Origin of the sequence: Erwinia plantamica (assembly GCF_043420595.1) — a bacterium.
GTDB classification, from domain to species: Bacteria; Pseudomonadota; Gammaproteobacteria; order Enterobacterales; family Enterobacteriaceae; genus Erwinia; species Erwinia aeris.
In genome coordinates this window covers 98,938-123,211 of record NZ_JBGCUC010000010.1, presented here as the reverse complement: position 1 = coordinate 123,211, position 24,274 = coordinate 98,938, and the positions used below count along the sequence as shown (strand labels likewise).

Sequence of the window (24,274 nt, the reverse complement as noted above, 5' to 3'; positions counted from 1 at the left end):
ACCATGCTGGAACTGATCTGTAAACGCGTGCTGCTGGCGATCCCGACGCTGTTTCTGGTGAGCATAATGGTCTTCTCGCTGCAAAAGCTGCTGCCGGGCGATCCGATCCTCGCGATGGCGGGCGAAGAGCGTGACCCGGCGGTAATTGCGCAGCTAAGAGAGCATTATCACCTGAACGATCCACTGCCTTCGCAGTACTTTTACTGGCTGGGCAACGCGCTGAAGGGCGATCTCGGCACTTCTATTCGTACTCAGGAACCGGTGACCGCGCTGATTAGCAGCAAGCTGCCGGTGACGCTGGAACTGTCGCTGCTGGCGATGCTAGTGGCGCTGCTGGTTGGCATCAGCATGGGCATCGTCGCGGCGGTGCGGAAAAACAGCTGGGTCGATCACGCCACCAATTTCGTGGCGCTTTCCGGTATCTCCGTGCCGCATTTCTGGCTGGGCATTCTGCTGATCCTGCTCTTTTCCGTGCATCTTCAGTGGCTGCCCGCTTCCGGCTACGTCAGCCTGAGCGAGAGCGTGTCGCAAAATGTGAAAACGCTGCTGCTGCCCGCGCTGGTGCTGGGAACGGGCCTGGCCGCGACACTGATGCGCCATACGCGCGCCTCGATGATTGCCGTGCTGAAGGCGGATTATATCCGCACCGCCAGAGCCAAAGGGCTGCTGCCGAAAAAGGTGATCCTGAAGCACGCTTTCCGCAACGCGCTAGTGCCGGTGATCACGCTGACAACGCTATTGTTTGGCGAACTGCTGGGCGGCGCGGTGCTGACCGAACAGGTTTTTACCCTGCCCGGCTTTGGCAAGATGATCGTCGATGCGGTGTTTAACCGCGATTACGCCGTGGTGCAGGGCGTGGTGCTGGTGGTGGCTATCGGCTTTCTGCTGCTGAACCTGCTGGCCGATGTGCTTTACGTGCTGATTAACCCGAAAATGCGAGGCTGACCATGAGTGAAGTTCTGACGGCTGGCGGCGCGGCGACCCTGCGCAAGCCCACTAATCGGGTGCTGAAAAAATTTCTCGGCAATAAAAGCGCGATGATCGGCGCGGTGATTGTGGCGCTGTTTGTGGCGATGGCGCTTCTCGCGCCCTGGCTGGCCCCTTTCGATCCGATCAAAGCCGATTTCCTGGCCGTGCGCAAAGCGCCTTCCGCTATGCACTGGCTCGGCACCGATGAACTGGGGCGCGATATTCTGTCGCGGATGATTTGGGGAGCGCGCACTTCGCTGCTGGCAGGCTGTATTTCCGTGGCGATCGCCATTCTGATTGGCGTCCCGCTGGGGCTGATTGCCGGTTACCGACAGGGCCTGTGGGACGGCGTGATTTCACGCTTTATCGAAGCGCTACTGGCCTGTCCTTTTTTGATCCTGGCGATTGCGCTGGGCGCTTTTCTTGGCCCCAGCCTGGGTAATGCGATGATCGCTATCGGCCTGTCGGCCATGCCCATCTTCGCCCGCCTGACGCGTGGCCAGGTGATTGCTATCCGTAACGAAGAGTATATCGACGGCGCGCGCGCTATCGGCCTGCCCGATCGCTGGATCGTGCTGCGCTATGTGCTGCCCAACGTGCTGTCGCCGATCCTGGTGCAGGCCACGCTGGCCGTCGCTTCCGCCATTATTACCGAGGCGAGCCTGTCGTTTCTGGGCCTGGGCCAGCAGCCGCCCAATCCTTCCTGGGGCGCGATGCTCAACACCGCCAAAGGCTTTCTTGAACAGGCACCGTGGATGTCCATTTTTCCCGGCCTTGCCATTTTTTTGATTGTGCAGGGCTTTAATCTGCTGGGCGACGGGCTGCGCGACGCGCTCGATCCGCGCAACGATTAACTTTAAGGAACCGCTATGAGTGGAATCAGTGATTTTAACGTGGGCTATCCGTCTTATCGCGTGCCGATGATGGGCCGCAACGCCGTCGCCGCCTCGCAGCCGCTGGCGGCACAGGCCGGGATCAAAATGCTCCAGCTGGGCGGTAATGCGGTGGACGCGGCGATTGCGACAGCTATCGCCCTGACCGTGGTGGAGCCGACCGGCAACGGCATTGGCAGCGATGCCTTCGCTATCGTCTGGGACGGCAACGAACTTCATGCGCTGAATGCTTCAGGCCGCGCACCCGCCGCCTGGTCACGCGAAACCTTCGCCCATTTGCAGGCGATGCCGGAGATTGGCTGGGATTCGGTAACCGTGCCGGGCGCGGTGTCCGCCTGGGTTGAGCTGGCGGAGCGTTTCGGTACGCTGCCGTTAACCACGCTGGCCCAGCCGGCCATCGACTATGCGCGTAACGGCTTTCCGGTGTCGCCGCTGATAGGGCACCTGTGGGAACGCGGCTACCAGAAGCTGCGCGATCAGCCAGGCTTTAGCGCCTGCTTTGCACCCGAAGGCCGTCCGCCGCGCGTCGGCGAGCTGTTCCGCAATCCTCGCCAGGCGGAAACCCTGGAGAAAATCGCCGCCACCAACGGCGAAGCTTTCTACCGCGGCGAGCTGGCAGAAAAAATCGCCGCTTTCGCCAAAGAGCACGGCGCGGCGCTGACGCTGGAAGATTTGCACAACCACCGCGCCGACTGGGTGACGATGCTTTCCCGCCCTTTTGCCGGCGGTTCGGTGCAGGAGCTGCCGCCGAACGGTCAGGGCATCGCCACGCTGATGGCGTTGGGCATTCTGGAACAGTGGGATATTGAGCGTTACGAGCCGGATTCGGCGCAGTGGCTGCATCTCTCTATTGAAGCGATGAAGCTGGCGCTGGTGGATCTGGAACGTTATATCGCCGACGAAGAGCACATGGAGTTTCCTGCTGAACTGCTGCTGAGCGACGACTATCTGCGTGAACGCGCCGCGCTGATCGATCCTCATCAGGCCGGCGATTTTACTTTTGGCGCGCCGAAGCAGAGCGGAACGGTTTACCTTTCTACCGCCGATGCTAACGGCATGATGGTGTCGTTTATTCAGTCAAATTATATGGGCTTCGGCTCTGGCGTCGTGGTGCCCGATACCGGCATCAGCCTGCAAAATCGCGGCGCAGGCTTTGTGCTGGAGGAAACGCATCCCAACGTGGTGGCGGCCGGCAAGCGCGCTTTCCATACCATCATCCCTGCCTTCGCGCTCGACGGCGACGGCCAGCCGCTGATGTCGTTTGGCGTAATGGGCGGCCCGATGCAGGCGCAGGGGCATTTACAAATGGCGCTGCGCATTATGCTGCATAAGCAGAATCCTCAGGCGGCCATTGACGCGCCGCGCTGGCGCGTGGTGGCGGGCCGGGAAGTGATTGTCGAACCGGCGTTAGATCGCAACGTCATTGCCGCCTTACGAGCGATGGGCCATCACATCGTGGTGGAAGATCCGCTGCAGACCTACAGCTTCGGCGGCGCGCAGGCGATAGTTCGCGATCCGCAGGGATTCTGGATAGCCGCCACCGAAAGCCGCAAGGACGGCCAGGCACTGGTATTTTGAGGCTTATGCTCCGCCTTTGAGCAGCCACAGTTTCGGATTGCCCGTACTGCAACGGGCATGGCCGGCAGATGGGCAAGCGGCGGATCGGCGGGCTATATCAGTGCCAGAAATGATCCAGTCATCCTGGTGCCGGAACTGACCGCCCTTTTTCGAAAAGCTGGTAGCTAAATGCGAAACAGCAAAGGCCATGTAGATCACCTTTTCAGAAAGTGGCCCGTTCATAATTCTGCTTTTCTCTTAAAATCTTTCGGGCGGCTATAATATGCCTCCCGAAGGTTTTCCAACCCACAAAATACTATATTGCATAATAGATTCGGGTTAAAATTGCTCATAATGGATTTGCAAATAAAGGAAAGGTGCGATGGATAATGTGGATTTAAGCAAACTTAGCGAAAAGGAAAGGATTTACGTTGAACGTATGTCAGAAGGTGAGGGCTGGACAATACATGAAACCTTAAGGCGCCTGCTCAGAGTTTTTAAAGTTGTCTTACTCATGGTCTTTATTATTACAGCTATTGGTGTTGTTGAGTTTATCAGGTCTGATAATGGTAGCTTTTACTCTTACCTTTTTGTTTACTTTATTGTCCTTGTGGTTTTTTATTTTATGGCCCCCGTAAAATTGGGAGCCAAGATAATTTATTATAAGTTAATATAATTCTTAGCGTTGGTCGTAAATGCTTTTAAGAGTAATGCTATCTCCCAGCGCCTCCAAAGCTAATGAAGGCGCTCCAACAACTTTTACATTTCTGATAAAATCTGATGGCAGATAACGGTAAAGTCGCCAGGAATCTGGTTTAAGAATCATTCTTGCTAAACCATATCCTGAAAGAGATATGTCAGCCACACTATATGTGGCACGGCCTGTAGTCGCGCTGAAACCGAGGAATTTGGCAGTTTTCACATAACCACTACGCAAGAATCCTTGTGTATCATTCTGATTAATTTTTATATTTTGAAAACTTTCGTATACATTATTTGCTCCATGCAAAACTATAGTTGCTCCTGCAATAACACCTATTACATTACCGGTGAGTATAGAAGTCACCACTATACCTGCTCCGGCCACTATTTGTCCGGTCCCTATAATCACACCCACACCGTTAATAAAATACCCCCATGTTCCGAGACTATTGGTCAGCTCTGCTGACACCACAACCCTGGCATTTTTAATATTAAGAGAAAGGCTCTGTTCACTAATAAACGCTTTTTCCTGATGTAGATTATCCAGGAAGAACTTGCATTCTCGTTCACTACTGGCTCTGTTAATCGATTTCAGCTGTTCTTCTATAAAACTGCCCATTTCACGATTAAAATTTTCGCGTAATATCAGGCTTTTGATATGCCGTATTCCAGCCTGTCTGGCCATGTCTTTGAGCGCATCCGCCTTACCCATTGCCTGTATGCGGTAAACTTTTTTAAAGCGATTCTTATCCAGATAGTTATCCATAACGATTCCTTGTTATCAGTGCCAGCAATGTATACCACAGCGGTAATGCCAGGCACAAAGCTACGGCGCTTAACCAGAAGCTGAAAATTTGCTTCTGCATAAAACGGGTCTATTCCCGCTGGCAGGTAGGATTTCTGTGCCTATGCCGTTTACAAATTAGCGATTACAGGAAAGATCAACAAACCGGTATAGGAAGAATAACGCTGCCTGGGAGCGTTATATTTGGCATATGAAAGGCTATACAGGATGTGGCACAGAATTATTTTTTCGGGGCCCAGAAACGCCCGGCCGCTCGAGCAGAGAAAAGAGAGATACACAGGCTATGGATTTATTCGGATGCCGTAATCCAGGCCCAACATTGCTGGCGCGAACCCCGCAAAATTTGTGAAAAAGGCAGCCCGTCCTCTTCATGAAGTCAGGCAAAATCAGGCTGGCCTTCCCGCATGTAAGAAGACATAAGCGACAAGGCTACACAACCTGTGGAAAAGCGACCGCACAGGCAGAAATCTGAGTGCTTTCCAACCGAAAATTAAATTTTCTTCACGTATAAGCAACCGATTTCCGTATCCTCGTCAGTCGAGTTGAACTATTCTTCAGAGGCGACACAGGTCGCCTTTTGCTTGTAGCATTTCTATTACAGGAGTTACTTCCGATGACGACAGGAACCATTCGCGGCTGGACGCGTCTGCTGGCGCCTTTTATGGCGCTGATGCTGGTGTTTCAGCTAACGGGTTGTGGCGATAAAGAAGCGGATCAGCGCAAAGCCTTTATCGATTTTCTGCAAAATACGGCGATGCGCAGCGGCGAACATCTGCCCGCCCTTAGTGAAGATCAGAAACAGCGTGTCGGTAATTACGCCAGCGACTACGCTATTGTTTATGGCTTCTCCCAGCAGGTTAACCGCGCGGTGGATAACGGTCTGAAGCCGGTAGTGGATGAATTGTCTGCTATCCGTGCGCCGCAGGACTACCTGACCCGTCGCGATTCTCTGCGTCAGGCCAGCGGTTCGCTGGAGGTGCTGGCACAACAGATCCAGACGGCGAAAACGCAGGCCGACAGCAGCAAAGCCGGGCTGAAACAGCCAGCGGAGCTGAAAACGGTGTATGACAACCTTTATAACAAGGTCGTCACGCAGCCAGCCGATACGCTGCTGCCGCTGCTGCCTGCATTACAGAAGCTAAGCCAGGACGCGGTGCAGACGGGCGATTTCCTGCAGCAGCAGGGTTCGCAGATGACCTTTAACGGTCAGACCATACAGTTCCCGACCCAGCAACAGGCGACCCAGTACAACACGCTGATGAGCAATATTTCTGCCAATGCGCATGCGCTTGGTCAGGCGCAAATCGCGCTGCAGGGCCAGTAACATTTTGCTGCGGGCCGCTCGCTTTAAACGGCCCGCCTCTTCTTCCGCTCAACAGCCCTTCTCAGCCACAGACCATTTCGGCTCATCAAACCTTCTCAGCCACAGACAATATTAGCGGTTGCCCAGCCGCTGTAAATAAATTGTGAACCACATCACGTATCAGGCATAAAGTCCCGAAAACAAAGTGTGATATCAATCACATAACACTCCCAGGCAAGCCCATTTAATAAACAGCATCAGCCTGTTTTTTGTCCTTTATGTGATCGGCTTCACGTAAAAACCCCCTGTTCACCGCGCTATGTGGTGATAGAGATCACACTTTACCCGGTGGCTACGCAGCGCTGCGGACGCGTGCTAGAGTCCGCCTGCACAGGGCAACGTTTTAAACAAAAATCAGCGCGCTCTCTTGTCGGCGCGTACCAATAAGGGGTGTGCTTGTATGTCCTCATCAGATATCAAGATTAAAGTGCAGAACTTTGGTCGCTTTCTGAGCAATATGGTAATGCCAAACATCGGCGCCTTTATCGCCTGGGGTATTATCACGGCGCTGTTTATTCCAACCGGCTGGCTGCCAAACGAAACTATGGCCAAGCTGGTTGGCCCAATGATCACTTATCTGCTGCCGCTGCTGATTGGCTACACGGGCGGACGCCTGGTCGGCGGCGATCGCGGCGGCGTAGTAGGTGCCATCACCACCATGGGCGTGATCGTCGGCGCGGATATGCCAATGTTCCTCGGCTCCATGATTGCCGGGCCGCTGGGCGGCTGGGCGATCAAGAAGTTCGACCGCATCGTTGACGGCAAAATCAAAAGCGGCTTCGAGATGCTGGTCAACAACTTCTCTGCCGGTATTATCGGGATGCTGCTGGCGATCCTGGCCTTCCTGGCTATCGGCCCGCTGGTGCAAGGCCTGTCGCATATTCTCGCCGCTGGCGTGAATCTGATGGTGCAGAATAACCTGCTGCCGCTGACTTCCATCTTTGTTGAACCAGCGAAAATCCTGTTCCTGAACAATGCTATCAACCACGGCATCTTCTCGCCGCTGGGCATTCAGCAGGCCAGCGAAGCCGGCAAATCTATCTTCTTCCTGATTGAAGCTAACCCAGGCCCCGGCATGGGCGTGCTGATGGCCTATATGTTCTTCGGTCGCGGCAATGCTAAACAGTCCGCTGGCGGCGCGGCTATCATCCACTTCCTGGGCGGTATCCACGAAATCTACTTCCCTTATGTGCTGATGAACCCGCGCCTGATTATCGCCGTAATCCTGGGCGGCATGACCGGCGTCTTTACGCTGACGCTGCTGAACGGCGGCCTGGTTTCTCCGGCCTCTCCGGGTTCTATCCTGGCGGTGCTGGCGATGACGCCAAAAGGCGCGTACTTTGCGAACATTGCTGCGATCGTAGCGGCTTTTGCCGTCTCTTTCGTGGTTTCCGCTATCCTGCTGAAAACCAGCAAGGTGAAGGAAGAGGATGATATTGAAGCGGCAGCGCGTCGCGTCACTGAAATGAAGGCGCAGTCCAAAGGCCAGACCGTGTCCACCGCCACGGCCACCGATGCCATGAACGGCGACCTGAGCCACGTGCGTAAAATCATTGTTGCCTGCGATGCCGGTATGGGCTCCAGCGCCATGGGCGCAGGCGTGCTGCGTAAAAAGGTTAACGATGCCGGACTGAGCAATATTTCCGTGACCAATACCGCTATCAACAACCTGCCGGGCGATGTGGATCTGGTGATTACCCACCGCGATCTGACCGAGCGCGCGATACGCCAGGCGCCGCACGCGCAGCATATCTCGCTGACCAACTTCCTGGACAGCGGCCTGTATACCGACCTGACTTCGCGTCTGGTGCAGGCAAACCGCAGCGAGGGCCACCGTGAAAAAGTGACCGCCGCGCTGAGCGACAGCTACGACGACGGCGAGCAGCATCTTTTCAAATTGGGCGCAGGCAACATCTTCCTCGGCAATCACGCTACCGATAAAGAGCAGGCGATCCGCTTTGCGGGCGAGCAGCTGGTGAAGGGCGGCTACGTGGAGCCGGAATATGTTAATGCGATGCTGGATCGCGAGAAGCTCACGCCAACCTATCTGGGCGAGTCCATCGCCGTGCCGCACGGCACCATCGAAGCGAAAGATCGCGTGCTGAAAACGGGCATCGTGTTCTGCCAGTATCCGCAGGGCGTGCGCTTCGGCGAGGACGAAGAGGATATCGCTAAGCTGGTTATCGGCATCGCGGCCCGTAATAATGAGCATATTCAGGTGATTACCAGCCTGACCAACGCGCTGGATGACGACAGTGTCATCGCCCGCCTGGCGACCACCAATGACGTGCAGGAAGTGCTGGATCTGCTGTCAGGCAAGCCGTCAGCGTAAGCGCACCGGATATTACCCCAGGGCCGGGCATGCCCGGCTCTTTTTCGGGTCGGGCCTGTCCGGCCTTTCATTAATATGGGAAAAATTATGAAAGCTCTTCATTTTGGCGCCGGTAATATCGGTCGTGGTTTTATCGGCAAGCTGCTGGCGGACGCGGGCGTACAGCTCACTTTTGCCGACGTTAACCAGGTGGTGCTGGATGCGCTGAACGCCCGTCACGAATACCTGGTGCACGTGGTAGGCGAGCAGGCGCAGGTAGAAATCGTTAAGGGCGTCAACGCGGTCAACAGCGCCAGCGACGAGATTATTCCGCTGATTGCGGAAGTGGATCTGCTGACCACGGCGGTCGGCCCGCAAATTCTGGAACGCATCGCGGGCGGCGTCGCCAAAGGGCTGGTGCAGCGTCATGAAAGCGGCAACGCGCGCCCGCTGAATATTATCGCCTGTGAAAATATGGTGCGCGGCACCAGCCAGCTGAAAGACCACGTGCTGAAAGCGCTGCCGGAACAGCATCACGCCTGGGTGGAAGCGAACGTCGGCTTTGTCGACTCGGCCGTGGATCGTATCGTCCCGCCGTCCGCCGCCGGCACCACCGATCCGCTGGAAGTCACGGTAGAAACCTTCAGCGAATGGATCGTCGATAAAACCCAGTTTAAAGGCGAACCGCCTGCCATTGCAGGCATGGAGCTGACCGATAACCTGATGGCATTTGTCGAGCGTAAGCTTTTCACGCTGAATACCGGCCATGCGATTACCGCCTATCTGGGCCAGCTGGCAGGCCACGCAACCATTCGCGATGCCATTCTGGACAAGAAGGTGCGCGCCATCGTTCAGGGCGCGATGGAAGAGAGCGGCGCGGTACTGATTAAGCGCTACGGCTTTGAAGCGGCGAAACATGCCGCCTATATCCAGAAAATTTTAGGCCGTTTCGAGAATCCTTATTTGCAGGATGATGTGGAGCGAGTGGGACGTCAGCCGCTGCGCAAGCTGAGCGCGGGCGATCGCCTGATCAAGCCGACGCTGGGCACGCTGGAGTATCAGCTGCCGCACGACAATCTGGTGAAAGGTATCGCCGCCGCCCTGCACTACCGCAGCGATCAGGATCCGCAGGCGCAGGAGCTGGCCGAGCTGATTAACCGTCAGGGCGTGCAGGCCACGCTGGCGCAGGTTTCCGGCCTGGAGGCCGAAAGCGAAGTGGTTAAGGCGGCGGTCGCGGCCTGGAACGAGATGGCGTAACGGCAGGCCGGGCCAGTAGGCGGCCCGGCTTTTCCCGCCACGTTGAGTACGGTTTTACGGATAAAATGATGCAGGCTCTGATGGAAAAACCCCAGGCTTTTGAAAATCGGGTGCTGGAACGCCTGAACGCCGGCCGCACGGTCAAAAGCTTTTTCGCGGCGGCCGTCGAGCTGCTGGGCGAAGCGATCGATCTGTTGGTGGTACAGGTGTTCCGCAAGGATGACTATGCCGTAAAGTACGCGGTAGAGCCGCTGCTGTTGGGCAACGGCCCGCTGGGCGAGCTGTCGGTTCGGCTGAAGCTGGTGTATGGTCTGGGCGTGATCGGCCGACATGAGTACGAAGATGCCGAGCTGCTGCTGGCGCTGCGTGAGGCGCTGAACGACGACGGCACCGACTACCGCTTTACCGACGACGAGCTGCTTGGCCCGGTTGGCGAGCTGCACTGCGTTGACGCGCTGCCGCCCCGCCCCGATTTCAGCAGCGCCGATGCCGAACTGCGCGCCATGCTGCAACAGCGCTACCAGCAGATGGTACGATCGACGCTGGTGCTGTCGCTGACGGCGCTGATTTCCCCTATCGGCACCCGTCAGGCTTTCAAAAAGTAACCCGCGCTTCCTGCTCTTCCCTGCGCTTTCGTGTATCCTTGCCCCATGATCCACTCTACGGTTAATGATAATGAAAGAACAAATCCAGGCAGAAATTAAAATGCTCAGCGACAAGCTGGATGCCCTGACGCGTAAGGAGCCGCTGCTGCTGGAATCCGGCGATGCGGAAAAACTCGGCGAGCTGCTGAAAGAAAAAGAGAAGCTGGTTATCGAGCTGGAACGCCTGCGCGGCGCACGCGAAGAGAAGCTGAGCAAAGAGGCGCAGAAGCTGAAACAGCTGCCTTTTAACCGTGCCATCACCAAAAAAGAGCAGGCCAATATGGGCGCGCTGAAGAAAAGCGTACGCGGCCTGATCGTGGTGCACCCGATGACCGCGCTGGGCCGCGAAATGGGACTGACCGAGGTAACCGGCTTCGCGAAAGCCGCTTTTTAATCCTCAGGCGGGCGCCAGCCGCGCCCGCTTTCTTAAAACCGCCAGTTAACGCCAGCCGTCGCGCTCCACGGCGATTCAATATGACGTCCCTGCATATAACCTGCGCTAACGTGCAGCGAAAGCGTTGATGACAGCGCCGCTCTGACCCCTGCCTGATAAACGCCCCGGCTGCCGCTCAACTCGTTTTTGAAAGACTCGCCGTTTATCCTGACGCGATTTTTAGTCACCGTTTCCCTTTCCAGGCCGATGCTGGCCCAGGGATGCAGCAGCGTTTCCCTGACCTGTATCGCATACTCCGTTCTGACGCCGACAGCGCCCGTCAGCGATCGCTGCGGCCCGATGCGCGCCTTCATGCCGTTATTCAACGACAGCGTGCTGCTGTTGCTCGTAAAACCGGTTACGCCGATCCACGGCGTGACTTTCGCCGCCCCGACCAGAAAGTGTTTGCCCGCCCTGATGCCGGTGCCGATGCCCGTGGTATTAAAGCTGCCGTTGGCCGCGCCGCCGCTGGTCATGCGCGCGCGCACCTCGTGCGTAAAGCGGTTGAGCTTGAGAACGCCATCCAGCCAGTAACCGGTATCATGCTGCCAGCTGCCGTAAAACCCGCCGGACCAGCTGTCGATATCCGCCTTGCCAATCCCTTTGCCGCGAAAACGCATATCGCTGTGACCATAGCTGAAGAATACGCCCTGCCACGCCGCGCTTTCCGCTCCCTGCTGCGCCCGATCGATGCCGATAGTCAACGAGTTGAGGCTGAGCCGATAATCCGCGCCCGCCTCGTTGCTGACGTTCAGTCGACCGTTGCGCACCGTGCCCCAGACGTTATGGTCATGTTCAGGCGAGTCGCTATTGGCAAGGCGCTCGCTGAGCGTTTCCAGCTCCTGACGGAATATCAGCGGATCGACGGTCGCTACCGACAGCACCGCCGCTGCGGCAGGCGTAATGACATAGTCAGCGGGCGGCGACGGCTCTACGGCCGCCTCCTCTCCGGACGTCCCGTCCTGCTCGTCTGGCGTCACATCCGGCTGGTTATCAGGTAAAACGTCTGCCTGATTATCCGGCTCGTCTTCATCCTCTGTCGGCGCGTCCGTTTGCGCGTCGTCAGCCGGGGAAGGTTTTTCCGCCTCCTCATCCGAATCTGGATCTGGATCGTCTTCGGCCTCCGCTTTATGCGGCGTCAGCGACCAGCCGCCCTGGCCGTCAGCAACCAGATAATATTGATAAGTACCCAGATCCACGACCTCACCGCTGTTCGCCAGCGCAAACGTCGCGTCGCCATCGCCAATCTGGATAACCTGAAGGCTGTCGCTATGGGTTGGGCTGACGCCGTTGTCGATCACATAAAGCGCGAAATCACCGGTCGCGCGGCCCGTCACCGTCAAAAAATCGCCCTGCAAGGCGGAAATTTTCGTATCCATCAGAAACGTGCCGCTGCCGGACAGCGTTTTCAGGGTCAGCGTGGAATAGCCTTTGGGATCGTAAATAACCGTGCCGCCTGCCAGGGCGACATCGTCCAGGGCAAAATAATACTCGCCGCTAAAGGAAGCGTTGCTGGAAAGGTAGACCGAGCCGGACACGTGATAGCTCGCCTTATCCGTATCGGCGCCGGTAACGATAATAAGGCGCCCTGCGTCATTTACCGTAATATTCCCCTGTAATGAGGACAAAACTTCAGGATTGATATTATTAGGCGTAACAATCAGCGAGCCATTTATGGTGGCATTATTAATAGTCCCGGAGTTCAGATTTCCATATCCATTGCTGTTTATGGTTAAATTTTCCGAGTAGGCCTGCCGGGTGCCGCCCAGAAAGTACGTCCCGCCATTGATAACGGTATCGATATCGCTACCTTCAACATTGACGAAATAGCCGCTGTTTAGCGTTGTATTTAGCGTTTTCCCGGTCTCCATCCAGAAACGTCCGGCGTTAACAGTGGTGTTTTTCATTACCGAACTGGAACCTTCCATATAAATATGGTCCAGCTTACCGGCATTAATCGTCCAGCCCTCCGTCTGCACATAATTATTAATAACAACAAGCGCAGCGCTTTCAATCAGCGCGTTATTCGACAGGGCGTAGCTGTTCGCCTGGCCTGCCAGCAAAAAGGCGCTGCCCGATTTTACCGTCGTCGCGCTATCCTTGCCGCCGTTGTTTTGTAACTTCCCACCGTTGTTCACCACGGTACTGTCAGCGACGCCGCCAGCGTTGATTATCTGCACGCCTCCGGCATCGATAGTGGTATGCATAGTGGTCCCGTATACCTGCTGCGTGCTTTCCCCATCGGCACTGCCGATGATTTCGCCCTCCACCAGCACGCCAGCGGCGACGTTTTCCGTAAACGCCACGGATACCTCAGGAAGCAGCAAAAGGATGAACGAAGCCGCGACACCTGATAATATCGATTTTGTCGTTTTCATGATTGCTCATTTTCCATCAGAAAATAAAATGAATGAAACGACGCGCGGTATGTGTTGACGCACATACCGCTTCCCACCCGCTTGCTACCGGCCAGAATGTTTCATTCGATTGTTTTAACGCTACAAATTAAGCGTAAATACTATTCATAAACCCCCACTCTTATCCTTATATAAAAGAAAGATAATTTCCTGATATGCGCGATATAATCACCCTGAAACAAAACAAATTAAAGACATCCGCCTATCACAGAGGAAACTTTATTTTAACAGAGTATCTTTATACCAAAACAGGGCGGAAAGAAAAGCGCGCTTTTACGGCGTTTATTTTCGGAGAAAAAAGATAAGATAAGAAAAAGAAAGGAGATTAACGTCATTACCAGGAAAACTCCTGGCAATTTTTATCGTAAAAAAACCCGCACGGGCGGGCTTTTATCGTCTTTATTTTTTCGCCTGCTGTGCCGCCAGCGTGGTAAACCACGGTGCGACGAAATCGGTTGATTCACCCCAGCCAGGAATAAGCTTATTCAGCGTGGCGACATTCACCGCCTGTCCGGCCAGCTGCTCCTGCGTGATAGCCGATGCCTTGAACTGATAAGTCGCGGGCGTTGCTTCGCCTGCCAGCTTGTTCGCTATCAGCCGCATATTGACCGCGCCAATCAGTTTGCTGTCCACCGCGACCGTCTGCTTCCAGGGGCTGTTTTTCTCTCGCATCAGCTGGAGATCCTGGTTAGAGGCATCGATGCTGTAGAGTTTGATCTCGGTCCGGCCGTTTTCCTGGAGCGCTTTATAAGCGCCCTGGGCAAAAGCGTCCCAGGCTCCCCAAATCGCGTCAATTTTGCCTTTAGGGTATTTAGCCAGGATCGCGCCCACCTTGTTCGCGGTATCGCCCTGCACGTCAGAAGAGACCGCGCCGATAGATTCCAGCTGATGGATGCCCGGATTGGCCTTCAGCACTTTTTCATAGACCACCTGACGGCGCTCCATGGCCGGAAAGCCCGCGACCCACAACTTGACGATATTGGCTTTACCGCCGCTGTCTTTCACCAGGCGATCGAGCGAAAGCTGCGCCAGCGACGCGTCATCCTGCGCGGTCACGGTTACGCCCGCTATCGGCTGATTAACCGGCGTGTCGAACACCGACACTTTAATGCCCGCATCGGCAATACGCTTTACCAGCGCCGTTGCGTAGGGATCTTTGCCGTGCGACAGAATGATGCCGTCATACTTCTGGCTGATGGCCTGCTCCACAAAATCCTGAAAGCGGGCGTCGTCGCCGTTGCTCAGAAAGGCGCTGACCTTAAAGCCCAGCTGGCGGCCCTGCTGGATAGCGCCCGCGACAAACTGGGTGGTGTTGTCGTCAGATCCCAGATTGCGGATCACCGCCACGCGAACGGGGCCGTTATGGCTGGCGATAGCGGCAGGCACCGCAGCCGTATCGGCAAAGGCGGTAGTGCTGGCCAGCAGGCTGACGGCCAGCAGTGAAAGCGTTAATTTTTTCATCGTTATCCCTACGCCTGGCGGCGCTGAATGTAAGTGATTGCCAGCGCAGCGGCCAGCACCAGACCTTTGATAATATCCATGGCGTAATAAGGCACGGAAAGCATGACCAGACCGTTTTGCAGCACGCCGAGGATCACCGCGCCCAGCAGCGTGCCCAGCGCATTCGGCTTGCCGGAGCCGGCCAGCGACAGGCCGATCCACGCCGCCGCAACGGCATCCATCAGATAGCCGCCGCCGGCATTCACCTGCGACGAACCAATGCGCGAAGCCAGCAGAATGCCGCCCAGTCCCGCCAGCAGCGAGGCGAGCACGTAAGCCAGTACGCGATAGCGATTCGTGCGAATGCCGGAAAGCCGCGCCGCTTCCGGGTTGCCGCCGATGGCATACATGCGGCGGCCATGCTTTGTCAGCGACAGGCCAAGCTGCGCCACCACGGTAACCACCAGCATAATGATAACGATGGTTGGCACCTGGCCCAGTAGCGAAAAGTCCGGCGGCACGATCCCTTCGGCCATCTCGCCGCTCGGCATCACCATATTCTCCGTGACAGAGCCGCCGAAGCTCCAGGTCATCGCCACGCCCTGCACGATAAACAGGCTTGCCAGCGTGGCCAGCATATCGGGAATTTTCAGCACTACGATCAGAAAGGCGTTAAACAGCCCGACCAGCGTGCAGAGCAGCAGCGTCAGCGTTATCGCGGCTGTCGGGCCAAAGCCGTACCAGACAAACAGCGAGATCACCAGCGAGTTTGCCAACGATGCAGTAGATCCCACGGAGAGATCGAAGCCGCCGATGGTCAACGAGATCGAGACGCCTACGGCAATCACCGTCACAATGGCGATGGCGCGCAGAATATTGATGATATTGGCTGGCTCCAGAAAGCTGTCCGAAGCCAGGCCGAAGGCGGCGATCAGCGCCACCACCGTTAACAACATTCCCCATTTATAAAGGAATTCAAACAGCTGGTGACGCAGCCCAGGCGTCGCCTTCAGGGAAAGTTCTTTGCTGCTCACGCAGGGGTTCCTCCGGTGGAATAAAGTAAAAGCGTTTCTTCATCAGCCTGACGCGCATCCATCTCCGCCACGATTTTACCGTCCCACAGCACGCAGATGCGGTCGCATAGCCCTACCAGTTCGGCAAACTCGCCCGAGGCGTAAATAACCCCTTTTCCCTGGCGGGCCAGCGCGTCGATTAGCGTGAAGAGATCGGTTTTGGCCTTGATATCAACGCCCTTGGTTGGCTCATCAAAAATCAGGACGTCAGCGTCGTTGCGCAGCCATTTGCCGATGGCCACTTTCTGCTGATTACCGCCGGAAAGACGGCGCAAGGATTGTTCCGGGCCGAGAGTGCGCACGCCCAGCTGTTGAATAATCTCTTCGGCCCAGCGCCAGGCCTGCCGGTGACCGAAAAGCCCCCAGCGGGAAAAGCTGGTGTCCGCGCTGATGCTAAGGTTCATTGCCACCGACTCGTCGATAAAAATGCCCTCTTTGCGGCGCTCCTCCGGGATCAGCGCCATGCCGTTCGCTACCGCAGCGGAAGGCGAAGTGGGCCGCCACGGTTTGCCATGCAGCTCGCCCCGGCCGATGCGGCTTTTGCTGGCGCCGAACAGCGCTTTGCACAGCTCCGTTTTTCCCGCGCCCGCCAGGCCGGCGATACCCAGGATCTCTCCCTTGCGCAGCGTTAAAGAGATATTGTGCAGCAGCGCGTCGTCGTGCAGCGCCTCGACATGCAGCAGCGTTGCGCCGTTGCTGGCCGGACGACGCGGCGGATAGATATCCGCCAGCTGGTGACCCAGCATCTTTTCCACGATTTGTTCGCCGCTCAGCGCGCTCATCGGCACGGTTTCAATCAGGCGCCCGTCGCGCAGCACCGTAAGCCGATCGCAAATCGCGCGCAGTTCGTGGATACGGTGGGAGATAAACACTACGCCGATACCGCTTTTTTGCAGGCGGCGAACCACCGCAAACAGGCGTTCGCTTTCATGCCGATCCAGCGGCGCGGTGGGTTCATCCAGGATCAAAAAGCGGCAGTGATGGGAGAGCGCACGGGCCAGCAGGATTTGCTGTTTCTCCGCCAGCGTGCAGCGATCGACGCGGCGATTGACGTCAATATCCACCTCCAGCTGTGCCAGCAGCGCGCGAGCCTGGCGACGGATAGCACGCCAGCGATAAATTTGTCCGCCTTCGGCCAGGCGATCCAGCATGATGTTTTCCGCCACGCTGAGCGTGGAAACCAGCGCCACATCAACTTCCTGCTGCACCAGATGAATGCCCAGCTTCTTTGCATCACGCGGAGAACGAATCGATACCGGCTCGCCATCCAGCAGGATATCGCCGCTGTAATGCTCATGGGCACCCGACAGCACGGCCATCAGCGTTGATTTTCCTGCGCCGTTAGCGCCGGTCAGCGCATGAACACTGTGGCCGTCAAGGCGAAAGTCGACGTCGGTCAGCGCGGCAAAACCGCCAAAAGCGATGGCGATCTGCCGCATTTCAAGATGGTTCACTGCGGTCATAGCGAGCGCTCTCTGAAGGGTAAGCTGCCTTATTTTTTAATGGATTATCACGACAGGCAACGAACGAAAGGAGATAAGCTAACACGAAATGTTATTAGCCATCCAGACGCCCAGCCATTTAAGCGGTTAAAACCAGCGGCATCCCGTTACGCAGCATGAACAGAGGTAATCAGAAGATTAAGCAGGGTTTCGCTCGGTCAGGACGGCGAGGAAAAGTACAGAAAAGAAAAAGGTGAAAACAAAAGACCGCCAGCATCCAACAGGATCGGGGAAACAGACGCAGGTCACCCCATCAGCCGTCGCTGGCGTACATTCGCCAGTCATTGCGGCAACCGCAGTATGGACGCACCGTTAACAGTAAAAGAATTTTAATGATGGTTTTCATATAGCCGCGCGTTCGTTTTTCAGAAAACGGCGAGTAATTTCGGGCAAATAGCAGCCAGGCTATATCCACTGGTTACTTAACAAGGCGTATTAATTCCGCCTTGAATATGGCCGCAGTTATCCAGGATTATTTACATAACTTTGGATAACCGCGGCCTCTCTATAGCTTCAGGACTTGTGGTGTCTTAAGTTATCAGGGGCGAGATCCGGAATCGCCAGGATAAACGCAACCATATCCGGGGACATAAATACCATCAGTACCACACTGACCAGCTTTATATTGCGTTTGAGATGAAGACACCGTGGCATATGACAAGGTTGATACCCCAAAAGACAGGCATGCACCGAGTAACAATAATTTTACTAATTTCATATTTCCTCCAGAGTTTAAAGTACCTAAAATCAATAAAATTATTAGCATAATAAGTATGAACAGTGTCTAAACACTTGCCTGATACCACAATGAGACGAAGGGCTTTATGCTCGGTTGATAAAATCCAGATCACCTTTATTCTTCTTTAATAACAGCGCCTTACTTATATTATTATTTTATATCTGTCAAAAGGGCACCGAACAATGTTCTTATAAAGTGGCGGACTTACTGTAAAAAATGAAAAATCGAGATGGTGCAGGAAGCTATTGTTTGTAGCAGTTGAATGTACGCTCCGTATAGGCTAATTTCTGTGTTAACAGATTAAATTCCTTAACAACCATTTATTTTAACAGGCGTTAATCTTACGTACCATCTGGTAAATGCATAGCTTTTATGCCGATAAAAATTATGATATTGCAACGCATCAGCCATTTTCATACAGCCGTCCCTTTTTTAACGAGATAAGGGACGAATGCCAGTTACAAAAGCTTAATTTTTAATATCGTCTTAACAACAGCAGATTAAAACCTCCTTAAAAAAAGTTCCTGTCACAAAAAAAGGACGATTAATAATGGCGCTTCAGGATCAAATTAACGCCGCTCTTAATAAAAAATTAGAAAGCAGTCAGGCAAGAAAGGCTGGCGGGGGATTTTTACGGCAAAAAAATACCCCGCTAACTTAGCGCCAGCAGGGTATTTATCAGACGCTTAGCCTACAAACGCCTGTCGTTTTCGTCCGGAACGGGCTTATTTAGCCGCAGCGAAATTCTCTGCCGCCACGTCCCAGTTAACCACTTCCCAAAACGCTTTGATGTAGTCAGGACGTTTGTTCTGATATTTCAGGTAGTAAGCGTGTTCCCACACGTCCAGGCCCACGATTGGGGTACCGGAAGCGCCAGCGATCGCTTCGCCCATCAGCGGGTTGTCCTGGTTAGCGGTAGAGACTACAGCCAGCTTGCCGTCTTTCTTAACCAGCCAGGCCCAGCCGGAGCCGAAACGGGTAGCGGCCGCTTTTTCAAACGCTTCTTTGAAGGCATCAACGCTGCCGAAATCTTTTTCGATAGCCGCTTTCAGCTCGCCGCCCAGCGTGGTGCCGGTTTTCAGACCTTTCCAGAAAAAGCTGTGGTTAGCGTGGCCGCCCGCGTTGTTACGCAGTACGGTTTTCTTATCGGCAGGCACCTGATCCAGTTTGGTGATCAGCTCTTCTACCGGCAGGTCAGCGAACTCGGTGCCTTCCAGCGCGGCGTTCGCGTTGTTCACGTAAGTCTGGTGATGTTTAGTATGATGGATCTCCATCGTCTGCTTGTCGAAATGCGGTTCCAGTGCGTCGTATGCGTAAGGCAGGGATGGCAGTGAATAACTCATGTTCATCATCTCCATTGGTTTTTTTGGCAGCACGTCCCGATGGAGTGCCGCGTAAGCAGTCGGATCATTATAGTTAAATTAATGATCTGGAAAAGGGTTATCAATGCCCCGGTCTTTATAAGGTTATTATAGACAGCACGCCGGTGAAGGGCGTCAGAACCTTATTGATGACCTACAGAGCAAAATGGTCTAAGCCGTTTACGCCTGACAAAACAGAGCCGACTGCTGCGGCCCAGGCAATAAAAAACAGTACCTGCATAAAAAGGAGAAGCACAGGGATGAAAAGAAAGGACTATTTAAGCTGGACGGGTATCTTTTGCGGCTCTGCGGCACTACTGCTTGTATGGGTTAGCTTTATGGCCGGGCCGTTTTCTCCCCGGGCCACGCTGGAAGGTATGCTTGCTATCAAGGCCGTAGCGATTAAACAGGCAACCTTTGCCGCGCTACAGGGAAAAGAGCTGATACCGGCAGCACAGCATTGGGATATCGACAGAATAATCGACATGGTTATCGCCATACTGTCTGCCGCCGCTATCATCTGTGGCGTTATTGGCGGCGTACTCAGAGAAAACAGGCACGCCGCAGGCGCCGCAATACTCTTTGGGATAAGCGTTGCCGCTTTCCAGTTTGCGTTACTGATGTCAGGCGGATTGCTGCTGGCGCTGTTAATCTTCAGCCTCGCCCACGGCATTTTTACCTGATTTTGGGCAGGAAAAATGTTCGTTTCGCTTTTCCACCGCCCCCCAAGCCGGGCTTTATATTTTCTCCGTGCTGGCACGAAGCTGTAGCGTTACCGGCAGCTCGTTCCAGACCGGCGGATCTTCTCCCAGTAGCGCAGCCAGCAGGCGTTTACCGGCCAGCTTGCCCATTTCGCCGTAGGGCAGCGTAACCGTGGTTAGCGGTGGCGAGCAGACGGCGGAAAGCTGTCCGCCGCCGATACTGGCTATCGCCAGCTGACTGGGTACCGCAATCCCCGCTGCGTGGCAGGCCATCATCGCGCCACAGGCTACCTCTTCCGCCGTGCAGATCAGCACGTCGATTTCGGGCCAGGTAAGCTGAATATCCGCCAGCAGCGCGTGGCCAGCGGCAAAGCCGGGCGGCAAAGGCGACGTTACGACGCGATGCGGCGACAAATTATGCGCCAGCATCCCGCTGTGCCAGCCGTTCAGCAGCTGGCTGAACAGCGTGTTGCTGGTTTGCGAGCAGAGCAGACCGGGATGACGAAACCCTTTCTCCACCAGCGCCTGTACCAGCAGCCGTACCGCTTTGGCATAGTCGACGCCCACGCTGATGCCCGCCGAATCATGATGCACGCCGCCTATGTCGATAACCGGCAGGCCGGAGTTGCTCAGCAGCCGATGCGCCGCCTCCACGTTATCAAAGTTAAAATGCACCATCGCCGCAGGATTGTAAGAGAGCAACATTTCTATCAGCTCGTTCTCGCCCGCCGCAGAATGGTTGGCCTCTGCCAGCATGACGTTGTATCCCTCAGGCCGCAGTATCGCCTGTAACGCTTCCGACACCGCCGCGCAGCCTGGCGTAACGAAAGAAGGCACCACCATCGTGATTAGCTTTGAGGAAGCCGACGCCAGATTGCGCGCCTGCACGTTAGGTACGTAGCCCAGTTCGGCTATCGCCGCCTCGATCCTTTCACGAATATCGGAAGAGACTTTTTCCGGCATCCGCAGCGCGCGTGATGCGGTCATCGTACTGACGCCAACCAGACGGGCGACATCGGCCAGCGTACTTTTCCCGGTACTGCGCCGCCGTTTTTCTGCCATGCATTCTCCTGCAGCCAGCTGTTTCAACTGGACGCAGCTTAAAACCAAAAGCCCGGTCGCGCCACGTTAAAAGCGATCCTTCACCTTGTTATGCGAGGCGGCGCAGAAAGGTTGCAGGCGGCGCTCATCCTTATTTCCCTCCGGGCCAGGCGGCATAAAGCGCCATTGATCATGCTTCGTGTGCAGCAGAAATGTTAGCGATAACACATATTTTAACATTGCTGATGTTAGCGCTAACTTTTGCGACAACAATCACGGAAAAGCGTACAGAAAACCGCCTAAAGTGCAGGCAGACCCTTACCGGAGAGCGAACATGCTGTCGAACTGGCTTCAACCTGAAAATATTCAGCTGACCGAAAGCGTCGGCCACTGGCAGGAAGCAATCCGCCAGGCTGCCGCGCCGCTGCTGGCGCAGCAGGCTATTACACCGGACTACCTGGAGGCGATTTTCCGCTCTCATGCTCAGCTTGGCCCTTACTACGTGCTGGCGCCCGGCCTCGCCATGCCTCATGCGCGCCCCGAAGAAGGTGCGCTGAAAAACGGGCTTTCTCTGCTGCGTATTAATCAGGGAGTCAGCTTCGACAGTGCTGAAAACGATCCCGTATACGTGGTGATCCTGCTGAGCGCCGTCTCCGGCGAAGAGCACATCAGAATGATCGGCGAACTGGCCGGTTTGTTCAGCGACGACTTCCGTCTACAGCAGCTGCTGTCGGCGACCACGCTGTCGGCCCTTGCGGCCGCCGTTAGCGATCCCTCTCTGGAGAAAACCTCATGAAAAAAGTGCTGATTGTGTGTGGCAATGGTTTGGGCAGCAGCTTTATTGTCGAAATGAACGTGAAAAAAATCCTGGCGGAACTGGGAAAGACGGCGGAGGTCAGCCATACGGATTTAACGACCGCGCGCTCGGAACCGGCAGATTTAATTTTAAGCGCCCAGGATATCGCCGATCGGCTTGCCGATCACGAGGCGCAGGTATTTGGCCTGAGCAACCTGCTCGATAACGCCAGAATTAAAGAGATCCTGGCCGAGCACTTATAAAAACGCGGCAACTCAAACGCACGGAGTCGTTTATGCTTCAGTTTATTATTAATGACGTTCTCGGAACGCCAGCGATTTTGGTCGGCCTTTTTTCCCTGATCGGCTTATTGCTGCAAAAGAAAGCTTTTTCAGAAGTCATTTCCGGCACGCTGAAAACCATCATGGGATTTTTAATTCTGATTGCCGGCGCTAACCTGATTGCGACAACGCTGACGATATTCAGCCAGCTGTTTGAGCACTCTTTTAATATTCAGGGCGTGGTGCCCAACACCGATGCAATGGCCGCGCTGGCGCAGAAAAGCTACGGCACGGCTACGGCGATGATTATGGTGTTTGGGATGCTGATTAATATTCTGCTGGCACGCATTACGCCGCTGAAATATATCTTTTTAACCGGCCACCATACGCTTTATATGTCTGCGATGCTGGCGGTGATCCTGTCGGTCGGCGGCTTCAGCGGTTTCTGGCTGGTGGCAACCGGCTCGCTGATTTTGGGCGCGATGATGGTGATCAGTCCGGCTATCCTGCAGCCCTTTACCCGCAAGATTACGCGTTCCGATGATTTGGCGCTGGGTCACTTTGGCTCGACCGGCTACCTGCTGGCGGCGCTGGTCGGCAAGGTGGTGGGCAAAGGCAGTCCTTCCACAGAAGAGCTGAAGGTGCCGAAAACGCTGAATTTCCTGCGCGACTCATCGGTGGCGATTTCGCTTACCATGATGATCCTGTTTGTGGCGCTGGTGCTGGTGGCCGGCAAAACCTTTACCGAAAGCCAGGTCAGCGGCGGTCAGAACTTCCTGGTTTTTGCCGTTATCCAGTCCATTACTTTTGCCGCAGGCGTTTATATCATCCTGGCGGGCGTGCGGATGGTCATAGCGGAAATCGTGCCGGCTTTTAAAGGCATCGCCGACAAACTGGTGAAGGACGCTAAACCGGCGCTGGACTGTCCGACGGTGTTCCCCTTCGCGCCCAATGCGGTAATTATCGGTTTTCTGTGCAGTTTTGCCGCCGGTTTGATCAGCATGTTCCTCTGCCCGCTGTTCGGCCTGAGCGTGATCGTACCGGGCCTGGTGCCGCATTTCTTCTGCGGCGCAACGGCCGGCGTCTATGGCAACATTACCGGCGGCCGCCGTGGCGCGATGATTGGCGCTTTCGTGCAGGGCCTGCTGATCTCTTTCCTGCCGGCCATCCTGCTGCCGCTGATGGGCGAGCTTGGCTTCGCTTCCACCACCTTTGGCGATGCGGATTTCGGCGTAATCGGCATTATCCTCGGCAAGCTTATCGCTCTGTTCCATTAAGGCCGCATAACAGGACAACTTCCATGAACGCGAAATTTTCACCTTCTTTAATGTGTATGGATTTAACCCGGTTCCGTGAGCAAATAGAGGCAATGAATGATAAAGCCGCTTTTTATCATGTCGATATTATGGACGGCAGTTACGTAAAAAATATTACGCTGTCGCCGTTCTTTATCGAGAACCTGCGCAAAATAACCGATGTGCCGATTGATGTGCATCTGATGGTTAATCATCCGGAAGATATTATTCCAATGTGCCTGGAGGCGGGCGCGGACATTATCAGTTTTCATCCCGAAACGGCGAATAACAAAATATTCCGCCTGCTGATGCAGATTAAAGAAGCAGGTAAACGCTGCGGCGTGGTGCTTAATCCGGCCACGCCCGCGGCAGCCATTATGGAATATGCGCATCTGCTGGATAAAGTTACGGTAATGTCAGTGGATCCGGGCTTTGCCGGGCAGCAATTTATTCCGCAAACGCTGGATAAAATTCGTCAGCTGATCCGGCTGCGCGAACAGCATGGCTGGCGCTACCTCACGGAAATCGACGGCTCCTGCAATGCGGCCACCTTCGGGCAGATTGCAGCTTCCGGCGTCGAGGTGTTTATCGTCGGCACCTCCGGACTGTTCAGCCTGGCGGACGATATGAACGACGCCTGGGCGCGGATGGAAGCTAACTTTTCTCAGCAGATCGCCGCTGCCTGAGCAAGCTT

At 55.1% G+C, this 24,274-nt stretch carries 22 protein-coding genes; 14 read left to right on the top strand and 8 right to left on the bottom strand.

The window, feature by feature from the left end:
• Positions 1–3: 3 nt before the first annotated feature.
• Genes AB3U87_RS12940 through AB3U87_RS12930 form a run of 3 tightly spaced genes read left to right on the top strand, consistent with a single transcriptional unit; the run spans position 4 to position 3,440 of the window.
• The gene (locus AB3U87_RS12940; protein ID WP_301730585.1) at positions 4–945 is read left to right on the top strand and encodes an ABC transporter permease; all 942 of its coding nucleotides are present in this window, start codon (positions 4–6) and stop codon (positions 943–945) included.
• 2 nt (positions 946–947) lie between these two features.
• Entirely contained in the window at positions 948–1,823 is an 876-nt protein-coding gene (locus tag AB3U87_RS12935; protein WP_370734869.1) for an ABC transporter permease, read from the top strand.
• A gap of 15 nt (positions 1,824–1,838) precedes the next feature.
• Entirely contained in the window at positions 1,839–3,440 is a 1,602-nt protein-coding gene (locus AB3U87_RS12930) for a gamma-glutamyltransferase family protein (protein ID WP_253456651.1), read from the top strand.
• 3 nt (positions 3,441–3,443) lie between these two features.
• Here AB3U87_RS12930 and AB3U87_RS12925 read toward each other — a convergent pair whose 3' ends face one another.
• The gene (locus tag AB3U87_RS12925; RefSeq protein ID WP_394149291.1) at positions 3,444–3,662 is read right to left on the bottom strand and encodes a hypothetical protein; all 219 of its coding nucleotides are present in this window, start codon (positions 3,660–3,662) and stop codon (positions 3,444–3,446) included.
• Positions 3,663–3,801: 139 nt separating this feature from the next.
• Here AB3U87_RS12925 and AB3U87_RS12920 point away from each other — a divergent pair, with 139 nt between their 5' ends.
• Positions 3,802–4,095, top strand: coding sequence for a hypothetical protein (locus tag AB3U87_RS12920; RefSeq protein WP_253456654.1), 294 nt, complete (start codon positions 3,802–3,804; stop codon positions 4,093–4,095).
• 3 nt (positions 4,096–4,098) lie between these two features.
• Here the strand turns inward: AB3U87_RS12920 and AB3U87_RS12915 are convergent, their stop codons facing one another.
• Positions 4,099–4,887 (bottom strand): DUF4225 domain-containing protein, encoded by a 789-nt coding sequence (locus AB3U87_RS12915; RefSeq protein WP_394149289.1) that lies wholly within the window; start codon positions 4,885–4,887, stop codon positions 4,099–4,101.
• A gap of 652 nt (positions 4,888–5,539) precedes the next feature.
• On the opposite strand from AB3U87_RS12915, the gene AB3U87_RS12910 reads away from it, so the two are divergent.
• The 5 genes from AB3U87_RS12910 (at position 5,540) to AB3U87_RS12890 (ending at position 10,895) form a co-directional block, all read left to right on the top strand.
• Positions 5,540–6,250 carry a DUF3053 domain-containing protein gene (locus AB3U87_RS12910; RefSeq protein ID WP_394149287.1) on the top strand — a complete coding sequence of 237 codons (711 nt, stop codon included), beginning with the start codon at positions 5,540–5,542 and terminating at the stop codon, positions 6,248–6,250.
• A gap of 439 nt (positions 6,251–6,689) precedes the next feature.
• A complete protein-coding gene (locus AB3U87_RS12905; protein WP_369895348.1) occupies positions 6,690–8,621 on the top strand; it encodes a PTS mannitol transporter subunit IICBA in 1,932 nt (643 codons plus the stop codon).
• Between the two features lie 87 nt (positions 8,622–8,708).
• On the top strand, positions 8,709–9,857 hold the full coding sequence (gene mtlD, locus AB3U87_RS12900) for a mannitol-1-phosphate 5-dehydrogenase (RefSeq protein WP_394149285.1): 1,149 nt from the start codon (positions 8,709–8,711) through the stop codon (positions 9,855–9,857).
• A 65-nt stretch (positions 9,858–9,922) separates the two neighbouring features.
• The gene (locus AB3U87_RS12895; RefSeq protein WP_253456667.1) at positions 9,923–10,462 is read left to right on the top strand and encodes an MltR family transcriptional regulator; all 540 of its coding nucleotides are present in this window, start codon (positions 9,923–9,925) and stop codon (positions 10,460–10,462) included.
• A gap of 70 nt (positions 10,463–10,532) precedes the next feature.
• On the top strand, positions 10,533–10,895 hold the full coding sequence (locus AB3U87_RS12890) for a YibL family ribosome-associated protein (protein WP_253456670.1): 363 nt from the start codon (positions 10,533–10,535) through the stop codon (positions 10,893–10,895).
• A 32-nt stretch (positions 10,896–10,927) separates the two neighbouring features.
• On the opposite strand, the gene AB3U87_RS12885 is transcribed toward AB3U87_RS12890, so the two are convergent.
• The 5 genes from AB3U87_RS12885 to sodA all read right to left on the bottom strand — a co-directional run bounded on the left by AB3U87_RS12885 (position 10,928) and on the right by sodA (position 19,448).
• On the bottom strand, positions 10,928–13,312 hold the full coding sequence (locus tag AB3U87_RS12885) for an autotransporter outer membrane beta-barrel domain-containing protein (RefSeq protein WP_394149283.1): 2,385 nt from the start codon (positions 13,310–13,312) through the stop codon (positions 10,928–10,930).
• A gap of 438 nt (positions 13,313–13,750) precedes the next feature.
• Complete coding sequence (locus tag AB3U87_RS12880; protein WP_394149281.1) at positions 13,751–14,812, bottom strand: sugar ABC transporter substrate-binding protein; 1,062 nt, start codon at positions 14,810–14,812, stop codon at positions 13,751–13,753.
• Between the two features lie 8 nt (positions 14,813–14,820).
• Positions 14,821–15,825, bottom strand: coding sequence for an ABC transporter permease (locus tag AB3U87_RS12875; protein ID WP_253456679.1), 1,005 nt, complete (start codon positions 15,823–15,825; stop codon positions 14,821–14,823).
• Positions 15,822–17,327: a sugar ABC transporter ATP-binding protein gene (locus AB3U87_RS12870; protein ID WP_369895342.1), complete on the bottom strand. Its 1,506-nt coding sequence runs from the start codon at positions 17,325–17,327 to the stop codon at positions 15,822–15,824. Before AB3U87_RS12870 ends, AB3U87_RS12875 begins: the two co-directional genes overlap by 4 nt.
• A 1,503-nt stretch (positions 17,328–18,830) precedes the next feature.
• Positions 18,831–19,448, bottom strand: coding sequence for a superoxide dismutase [Mn] (sodA, locus tag AB3U87_RS12865; RefSeq protein ID WP_253456685.1), 618 nt, complete (start codon positions 19,446–19,448; stop codon positions 18,831–18,833).
• A gap of 278 nt (positions 19,449–19,726) precedes the next feature.
• Between sodA and AB3U87_RS12860 the strand changes: the two genes are divergently transcribed.
• Complete coding sequence (locus AB3U87_RS12860) at positions 19,727–20,149, top strand: hypothetical protein (protein ID WP_394149278.1); 423 nt, start codon at positions 19,727–19,729, stop codon at positions 20,147–20,149.
• A 54-nt stretch (positions 20,150–20,203) separates the two neighbouring features.
• Here the strand turns inward: AB3U87_RS12860 and AB3U87_RS12855 are convergent, their stop codons facing one another.
• On the bottom strand, positions 20,204–21,229 hold the full coding sequence (locus tag AB3U87_RS12855; RefSeq protein WP_394149276.1) for a LacI family DNA-binding transcriptional regulator: 1,026 nt from the start codon (positions 21,227–21,229) through the stop codon (positions 20,204–20,206).
• 313 nt (positions 21,230–21,542) lie between these two features.
• On the opposite strand from AB3U87_RS12855, the gene AB3U87_RS12850 reads away from it, so the two are divergent.
• Genes AB3U87_RS12850 through alsE form a run of 4 tightly spaced genes read left to right on the top strand, consistent with a single transcriptional unit; the run spans position 21,543 to position 24,266 of the window.
• On the top strand, positions 21,543–22,004 hold the full coding sequence (locus tag AB3U87_RS12850; RefSeq protein ID WP_301251551.1) for a PTS sugar transporter subunit IIA: 462 nt from the start codon (positions 21,543–21,545) through the stop codon (positions 22,002–22,004).
• Positions 22,001–22,267, top strand: a complete 267-nt coding sequence (locus tag AB3U87_RS12845; protein WP_253456698.1) for a PTS sugar transporter subunit IIB — start codon at positions 22,001–22,003, stop codon at positions 22,265–22,267. The genes AB3U87_RS12850 and AB3U87_RS12845 overlap by 4 nt, the downstream gene beginning before the upstream one ends.
• 32 nt (positions 22,268–22,299) lie before the next feature.
• Entirely contained in the window at positions 22,300–23,562 is a 1,263-nt protein-coding gene (locus tag AB3U87_RS12840; protein ID WP_253456701.1) for a PTS ascorbate transporter subunit IIC, read from the top strand.
• Positions 23,563–23,585: 23 nt separating this feature from the next.
• Positions 23,586–24,266 (top strand): D-allulose 6-phosphate 3-epimerase, encoded by a 681-nt coding sequence (gene alsE / locus AB3U87_RS12835; RefSeq protein ID WP_253456703.1) that lies wholly within the window; start codon positions 23,586–23,588, stop codon positions 24,264–24,266.
• Positions 24,267–24,274 lie beyond the last annotated feature (8 nt).